Origin of the sequence: Kitasatospora sp. NPDC098652, assembly GCF_044760155.1 — a bacterium.
GTDB lineage: Bacteria > Actinomycetota > Actinomycetes > Streptomycetales > Streptomycetaceae > Kitasatospora.
On the sequence record NZ_JBIWAQ010000013.1, the window covers coordinates 223,404 to 229,895 of the forward strand.

The window sequence follows — 6,492 nt, forward strand, 5'->3', positions numbered from 1 at the left end:
CCGCCCTCCCCCTTCCCCCCTCCCTTCCCCGTTCCCCGTTCCCCAGGAGCAGCGCCACCATGAGCACCACCGCCCCGACCGCCCCGACCGCTCTGACCACCGCAGAGGCCGAGGCCCTGGTCCGAGCCGCCCACACCGCCGCCGAGGCCGCCGGGGTGACCGTCAGCGTCACCGTCCTGGACGCCGGCGGGCACCTGCTGGCCTTCCGCCGCGACGACCGCGCCGTGCTGATCTCCGGCGAGACCAGCACCCGCAAGGCCTACACCGCGCTCCAGTTGGACGCCCCTACCGCCGACCTGGTCGACCTGGTGAAGCCGGACGGCCCGTTCCATTCGCTGCCGACCGCCCTCGACCGCCCGCTGCTGTTCATCGCCGGTGGCCTCCCGGTCCGCCGCGACGGCCGGCTGATCGGCGCCCTCGGCATCGGCGGCGGCGCCCCGGAGCAGGACCACGGCTTCGCCACCGCCGCCCTCGCCGCCGTCGGCACCCTTGCCGCCTAAAGCCTGACGCGTGACGCCTTATGCCTGACGGCCTGACGCCCCCTTACAACGGCCCTGGCCGGGTGGGCGGTTCACACAGTCCGTGAACCGCCCACCCGGCCACGGCCCTTTCCCCTTCCCTTCCCTGCCCTTTACCCAAGTGCGACCCGGGCGTGCGGCATGATCTGTACGGATCAACCGTCGACCGAGGAGCCACCGATGAACCGCTCCGCGCGCACCGCCGCCCTCGCCGCGCTGGCCCTGCTCACCGCCGCCGGCTGCGCGGCCACCCCCGCACGGGCCCGCGCCCACCCGCCCACCGACTCCGCCACCGCCGCCCCCGCCGCCGCCCCCGCGCCCAGCGGTTCGGCCGCCTGGACCGGCGGCTTCCGCGGCTACGGCACCGCCCAGTGGCAACGCTCCTGGGGCGTCGCCGCCCAAGGCGCCTGGGGCGCAGCCGACTTCACCGCCGTCGAGGACCGGACGGCCCCCGACGGCGGCCCCGCGCTCCAGGTGACGTACGGCGCCGGCTCCTCCGCCAACTCCTGCACCGACTGCCCCAATCCGGGCGGCGGCCAGTTCTACACCGACCTGAACGCGCTCGGCCTGTCCGCCCTCGCCCAGGGCCCCACCCTGGACCTCAAGTACTCCCTCCGCTTCCCCACCGGCCGCGACTGGGGCAAGGCCGGCAAACTGCCGGGCCTGTACGGCGGGAAGATCGGCCAGGAGTCCGGCGGCAACCACGGCGCGGGCTGGTCGACCCGCTACATGTGGCGGGGCGCCAACGGCAGCCCCGACAACGGCGAGCTCTACCTCTACACCCCGACCAACTCCGGTCCGACCGGCTACGGTGTGGACGAGGGCCTGGGCGACTGGCACTTCCAGGCCGACGACCGCTGGCACACCGTCGAGCAGTCGGTGAACCGGAACACCGGTGCGGTCACCGTCTGGTACGACGGCCGCCAGGTGTACTCCGCCAAGGTCGCCTCCGGCATCGCCTCGATCCCCTTCGGCGGGGTGCTGTTCTCGACCTTCTACGGCGGCCACGACACCAGTTGGGGCCCGGCCAGCACCCAGCGGGCCCAGTTCGCCGGCTTCTCGCTCTCCGCCGGCGTCCAGCACTGACGAGCGGCCGGGCCGGTGAGCCGCCGCTCGGGCCGGTGGTGCCGGGACCGGCCCTCGCGGGGGCCTCACCGCCTTCGTCAAGGGGCTTTCCGGACTCCGGGCTCCCAGCTGGAAATGGTCCGTGAAGGGGCGGCCAAACGTGTAGAGGTCATGCCATACTGCGTCGGTGACCTCAGCCAGCCCAGCGACACCCCCGCCCCGCGCCAGGCCCCAACTGGGCCGGAAATTCACCATGCTGTGGTCGGCGTCGTCGATCTCGGCGGTCGGCGACGGCATGCGGGACTCATCGCTTCCGCTGCTCGCCCTGGCCATCTCGGACTCCCCGTCGGCGGTGTCCGTGGTCGCGGTGGCCGGATCCCTCCCCTGGCTGCTGATGGCCCTGTTCGGCGGCGTCATCGCCGACCGCTTCGACCGCCGCCGGCTGATGTGGACGATCGACCTCGGCCGGGCCGCCATCCTGCTGGGCTTCGCCGCCTGGGTCTTCTCCACCACCCCGCCGCTCGCCCTGCTCGCCGCCCTGGCCTTCGTCCTCGGCTGCGGCGAGACGGTGTTCGTCAACGCCGCCACCTCGACCATCCCGGACGTGGTCCGCTCCGAGCAGCTGGACGTCGCCAACGGCCGCCTCCAGGGCGGCCTGCTGGTCGGCCGGATGATCGGTCCGCTGGTCGGCACCACCCTGTTCGCGATCGCGGCCGGCTACCCGTTCACCGTCGACGGCGTCTCCTTCGCCCTGGCCGCCGTCCTGGTCGCCGCGACCGGCCGCTCCGGCGCCTCCCGGGCGCGGTCCGAGCGCCGGGTCATGGCCGAGGTCCGCGAAGGCGTCCGCTGGCTGTACGGACACCGGCAACTGCGCCTGGTCGCCTCGCTCTCCGCCGTGGCCGCGGGCGCCTCCTCACTCGGCATCACCATGTTGGCCCTGCTGGTCACCCGCACCCTGCAGGAGCCCACCTGGGCCTTCGGCGCCGTCCTGGCCACCGGCGTGGCCGGCGGCACGGCCGCGAGCATGGTGGCCGGCCGGATCGGCGAGCGGTTGAGCCGACGGGCCCGGATCACCCTCTCCTTCGTGCTGATGGGCTCCTCGCTGCTGCTGATGGGCCTGAGCCCCTCGGTGTTCGTGGTGGCACCGCTGTTCGCGCTCGGCAACTTCGGCGTGGTCACCTGGAACGTCCAGGCGATCTCACTGCGGCAGCAGACCGTGCCCAAGGAGCTGCTCGGCCGGGTCAACAGCTGCTACCTGATGCTCTCCCGGATCGGGATGCTGATCGGCGCCGGCCTCAGCGGCTGGATCGGCTCCACGGTCGGCATCCGCACCCCGATCGTCATCGCCGGTGCGCTGATCCTCGCCGCGCTGTTCGCGATCCCGCGGATGGGCGACCTCGAACCGGCCCCGGCGCCCGTCGCCGAGGACCAGCCGGTCGAGCAGCGCGCGGGCTGACCGCCCGACCGTAGTCCGCCGCGAACTCGACGGCGGGCTCGACAGCGGACTCGACAGCGGCTCAACGGGGGCTCGTCAGCCGGCTCTACCGCGCAACGACGGCTCCCTCCCCCGGGGGAGCCGGTTCCTCCTCCCGGCCGAGGCCCACCACCGGCCCCGGCTGCGAGCGTTGGGGCACCGCCCCCGCCGCACCGGAGAGCCCCACATGACCGCCCTCACCCAACTCCCGCCCACCACCGGCCGCCTGCGCACCGTCTGGGCCGCCGCCCACACCCCCGTCCCCGGCGTTCCGCGCTGGGCCGGGCTCGCAGCCCGGGCGGTGCCGCTCACCGTCCTGCCGTCCAGCGCCTGGCGGATCGCCACGTGCACCTTCCACGTCCCGCTGGACGGCGATGCGGTGCAGGACTCCGGCAACCTCCCGTGGTGGCTGCCGCTGGAGCTGTACGTCGTCCTGCTGTCGGCCGTCTCCGAGGTGCTCGCGTTCACCGCGCTCGGCCTGGTCGCCCGCTGGGGCGAGGTGTTCCCGCGTCGGCTCCCGCTGTTGGGCGGCCGCCGTGTCCCGGTCGCGGCGGCCGTCGTCCCGGCCGCGCTGGGTGCCACCGTGCTCACCGTCGGCACGCTGCTGTTCACCGTGCTGGTCTCGACCGGCCGCGACCTCCGGGGCCGGCCGCTGCGCGACGGCCTCCCCATGCTGTCCGGCGACTGGCACACCGTCGTCCTGGTGGCGTGCTACGCCCCGCTGCTGCTCTGGGGCCCGCTGCTGGCCGCCGTCACCTGGGCCTACCTCCGCCGCCGACGCGGTCCGTCGTCATGAGCGCACCTGCGCACGCGGTCTAGGGCGTGTCTGACAATTCGCGTCGGATCAGCGCGCGGCGTTGGGGTGCGTGCATCGCAAGGCGGAGGAGGGAGTCCATGCGGAGCATCGGCGACTGACGACAACGCGGCGAGGTGCGTGCCCCGGCGTCGCGCGCCCGGCGGGAATTGTCAGACACGCCCTAGGATGCGGGCATGAGCTCCGGCGCCGACCTGGCAGATGCACACCGTTCGCAGCAGCGGGCCGAGGCGCGGCTGGACGTCGCCGCCTCCGTCCTCTCCCTGCTGGCCGACCGCACCCGGCTGGCGCTGCTGGAGCGGCTCGGGCGGGGCGAGGCGGACGTGACCACCCTGACCGAAGTGACCGGTGCCGCCCGGCCGTCGGTCAGCCAGCACCTGGCCAAACTGCGGCTGGCCGGGCTGGTCGCCACCCGCAAGGACGGCCGTCGGGTGGTCTACTCGCTGCGCCACGGACACCTGCGCCGACTGGTGGACGAGGCGCTGAACGTCGCCGACCACCAGATCGGCCACCTCCCGCCGCACGACTGAGCCCCGGCCCGTCCACGCGGGGTCGTTCCACCCGTCCAACAGGTGCACAGGTATGCACGCATTGCCTATGATGGGCGCACCACCACCCCACCGCCGCCCCGGGACGGGCCCATGCTGACCGTGCTGCGCAACCGCACCTACCGCCACCTGTTCACCGCCCAGGTCGTCGCCCTGGTCGGCACCGGCCTGGCCACCGTGGCGCTCTCGCTGCTGGCGTACTCGATCGCCGGGAGCGACGCCTCGGCCGTCCTCGGCACCGCACTGGCGATCAAGATGGTCGCGTACGTGACCGTCGCCCCGGTCGCCGGAGCTCTCGCCGGGCTGGTCCCCCGGCGCACCCTGATGGTCGCCATGGACCTCACCCGGGCCGCCGTCGCCCTCACCCTGCCGTTCGTCGACCGGGTGTGGCAGGTCTACGTCCTGATCTTCCTGCTCCAGGCCGCCTCCGCCGCCTTCACCCCGACCTTCCAGGCCACCATCCCCGAGGTGCTGCCCGCCGAACGCGACTACACCCGGGCGCTGTCGATGTCCCGGCTCGCCTACGACCTCGAATCGCTGTTCAGCCCGGCGCTCGCCGCCCTGCTGCTGTCCGTGGTCCCGTACCACTGGCTGTTCGCCGGGACGACCGCGGGCTTCCTCGCCTCCGCGGCCCTGGTCGTCTCCGTCGTGCTGCCCAGGCCCCGGCCCGTCGAACGCACCGAGGGGATCTACCGCAAGGCCGCGTTCGGCACCCGGCTGTTCCGGGCCACCCCACGGCTGCGGGCGCTGCTCGCCCTGGACCTCGCGGTGGCGGCGGCCGGCGCCATCGTCTTCGTCGACACCGTCAACGTGGTCCGCGACCACTTCCACCGCCCGGTAGGCGCCGTCTCGGTGGCCCTCGGCGCGTACGGCGTCGGCTCGATGCTCGCCGCCCTGCTGCTGCCGCGGCTGCTCGCCCGGGTCAGCGACCGGTCCGTCATGCTGCCCGCCGCCTTCGCACTGCCCGGCGTCCTCGCCGCCGTCACCGTGATCACCGCCGTCCCCGCCGGCACCGGGAGCTGGCTCGCCCTGCTCGCCGCCTGGGCCCTGGTCGGCGCCGCCGGCTCCGCCGTCCTGACGCCCGGCGGCCGGGTGATACGCCGCTCCGCCGGCGACCCGGACCTGCCGGCCGCCTTCGCCGCCCAGTTCTCGCTGTCGCACGGCTGCTGGCTGCTCACCTACCCGCTGGCCGGCTGGCTCGCCGCCGGCGCCGGACTCCCCGCAACAGCCGTCGTCCTGGGCGCGGTCGCCCTCGCCGCCGCCGTCACCGCCACCGCCCTGTGGCCCACCCGGGACCCGGACACCCTCAGCCACCGCCACACCGACCTGCCGCTCGGCCACCCCCACCTCGCGGACGCCCGCCCCGCCCCCGACGGCAGCGGCTGGCAGCACGGCCACCACTACGTCATCGACCAGCACCACCCCAGCTGGCCCCGCCCACCCCGCGCCGCCCTGAACTGAGAGCCCCGGCACGGCGTTTCGAGGGAGCCGGAACTACCCCCGGGTCACCGGGATGCTGTGCGCGGCCATCGCCTCCACCAGCCGGTCCGGCTCGTCCGGGGTGATCACCGGCTTGACCTTGGCCCCGAGGTCGACGACGAAGGCCACGCTCTTGTCCACCCGGCCCAGGTCCAGGTTGAAGTAGTGGACGAGGTCCCCGGTACCCCAGATCCGCCACCGCCCGCCGAGCCGGGTCAGCGGCACCTGCCGCAGCCCGCGGATCCGTCCGTACGGGATGCGCTTGGCAATCCCCAGCGGGAAGTAGTAGCGGCGAATCACGAGCTCACTCGCGGTGCACGTCACCAGACCGTCGTTGTACATGCCGGCCAGGCTAGCCCCGGCCCCTGACACAAACCCGACCATCAGGTGTCGATCCGGGGAGGTACGCCCGGACGCCGCATTGAGGGGACTACCTGGTGATACGCCTACTGCGCTCTCCGCCGGAAATGCGAAAAGCCCCCGCCGGTGAACCCGGCGAGGGCTTTTCTGAATGATTGTTCGGCGGCGTCCTACTCTCCCACAGGGTCCCCCCTGCAGTACCATCGGCGCTGTGAGGCTTAGCTTCCGGGTTCG

General features: G+C 73.7%; 7 protein-coding genes and 1 rRNA gene. 6 read left to right on the plus strand and 2 right to left on the minus strand.

The window, feature by feature from the left end; all coding sequences use genetic code 11:
* Positions 1 to 59 precede the first annotated feature (59 nt).
* The 6 genes from ACIQWA_RS26685 (at position 60) to ACIQWA_RS26710 (ending at position 5,880) form a co-directional block, all read left to right on the plus strand.
* Positions 60 to 500 carry a heme-binding protein gene (locus tag ACIQWA_RS26685; protein ID WP_402486750.1) on the plus strand — a complete coding sequence of 147 codons (441 nt, stop codon included), beginning with the start codon at positions 60 to 62 and terminating at the stop codon, positions 498 to 500.
* A gap of 198 nt (positions 501 to 698) precedes the next feature.
* The gene (locus ACIQWA_RS26690) at positions 699 to 1,604 is read left to right on the plus strand and encodes a polysaccharide lyase (protein WP_402486752.1); all 906 of its coding nucleotides are present in this window, start codon (positions 699 to 701) and stop codon (positions 1,602 to 1,604) included.
* A 232-nt stretch (positions 1,605 to 1,836) separates the two neighbouring features.
* Entirely contained in the window at positions 1,837 to 3,039 is a 1,203-nt protein-coding gene (locus tag ACIQWA_RS26695; RefSeq protein WP_402486754.1) for an MFS transporter, read from the plus strand.
* A 205-nt stretch (positions 3,040 to 3,244) separates the two neighbouring features.
* Positions 3,245 to 3,853 carry a hypothetical protein gene (locus tag ACIQWA_RS26700; protein WP_402486757.1) on the plus strand — a complete coding sequence of 203 codons (609 nt, stop codon included), beginning with the start codon at positions 3,245 to 3,247 and terminating at the stop codon, positions 3,851 to 3,853.
* Positions 3,854 to 4,047: 194 nt separating this feature from the next.
* Positions 4,048 to 4,401: a metalloregulator ArsR/SmtB family transcription factor gene (locus ACIQWA_RS26705; RefSeq protein WP_360246108.1), complete on the plus strand. Its 354-nt coding sequence runs from the start codon at positions 4,048 to 4,050 to the stop codon at positions 4,399 to 4,401.
* A 111-nt stretch (positions 4,402 to 4,512) separates the two neighbouring features.
* The gene (locus ACIQWA_RS26710; RefSeq protein WP_402486760.1) at positions 4,513 to 5,880 is read left to right on the plus strand and encodes an MFS transporter; all 1,368 of its coding nucleotides are present in this window, start codon (positions 4,513 to 4,515) and stop codon (positions 5,878 to 5,880) included.
* Positions 5,881 to 5,913: 33 nt separating this feature from the next.
* On the opposite strand, the gene ACIQWA_RS26715 is transcribed toward ACIQWA_RS26710, so the two are convergent.
* On the minus strand, positions 5,914 to 6,240 hold the full coding sequence (locus tag ACIQWA_RS26715; protein WP_402486761.1) for a hypothetical protein: 327 nt from the start codon (positions 6,238 to 6,240) through the stop codon (positions 5,914 to 5,916).
* Between the two features lie 175 nt (positions 6,241 to 6,415).
* A 5S ribosomal RNA gene (gene rrf, locus ACIQWA_RS26720) occupies positions 6,416 to 6,492 on the minus strand; the annotation flags it as partial.

Excerpts from the sequence above, each read along its gene's own strand:
- ACIQWA_RS26690 (WP_402486752.1), top strand. The coding sequence starts at position 699 with ATGAACCGCTCCGCGCGCACCGCCGCCCTCGCCGCGCTGGCCCTGCTC.
- ACIQWA_RS26700 (WP_402486757.1), top strand. The coding sequence starts at position 3,245 with ATGACCGCCCTCACCCAACTCCCGCCCACCACCGGCCGCCTGCGCACC.
- ACIQWA_RS26685 (WP_402486750.1), top strand. The coding sequence starts at position 60 with ATGAGCACCACCGCCCCGACCGCCCCGACCGCTCTGACCACCGCAGAG.
- ACIQWA_RS26715 (WP_402486761.1), bottom strand. The coding sequence starts at position 6,240 with ATGTACAACGACGGTCTGGTGACGTGCACCGCGAGTGAGCTCGTGATT.
- ACIQWA_RS26710 (WP_402486760.1), top strand. The coding sequence starts at position 4,513 with ATGCTGACCGTGCTGCGCAACCGCACCTACCGCCACCTGTTCACCGCC.
- ACIQWA_RS26695 (WP_402486754.1), top strand. The coding sequence starts at position 1,837 with ATGCTGTGGTCGGCGTCGTCGATCTCGGCGGTCGGCGACGGCATGCGG.
- ACIQWA_RS26705 (WP_360246108.1), top strand. The coding sequence starts at position 4,048 with ATGAGCTCCGGCGCCGACCTGGCAGATGCACACCGTTCGCAGCAGCGG.